Origin of the sequence: Acidisoma sp. S159 (genome assembly GCF_009766125.1) — a bacterium.
GTDB lineage: Bacteria > Pseudomonadota > Alphaproteobacteria > Acetobacterales > Acetobacteraceae > Acidisoma.
This window is the reverse complement of record NZ_LMUG01000056.1, coordinates 887-1115: the sequence shown is the minus strand read 5'-3', so window position 1 is coordinate 1115 and position 229 is coordinate 887. Positions and strand designations below refer to the sequence as shown.

The following is a 229-nucleotide window of genomic DNA, read 5'->3' as shown; positions in this document are numbered from 1 at the left end:
CAAGCTTGCCTGCGGGCGCCTGCCGGACAGCGATCTCTGCTCGAAGCCGACTGTTTCGCGCTGGGAGAACGCACCCACTCTGCGCGAGGTGGTGCGCATGTCCTACGCCATGGTCGACCTGTACTGCTCCAGCTACGCCCGTCCACCCGCCGCCGTTACCCTGGATATCGACGATACCTGCGACGTCGTGCATGGCAATCAGCAACTTTCTCTGTTCCACGCACATTAT

At 61.6% G+C, this 229-nt stretch carries 1 protein-coding gene; it reads left to right on the top strand.

The features are described 5' to 3' along the window. A partial coding sequence (locus GSQ92_RS16510) for a transposase (protein ID WP_174247820.1) occupies positions 1 to 229 on the top strand: 229 nt, incomplete at both ends.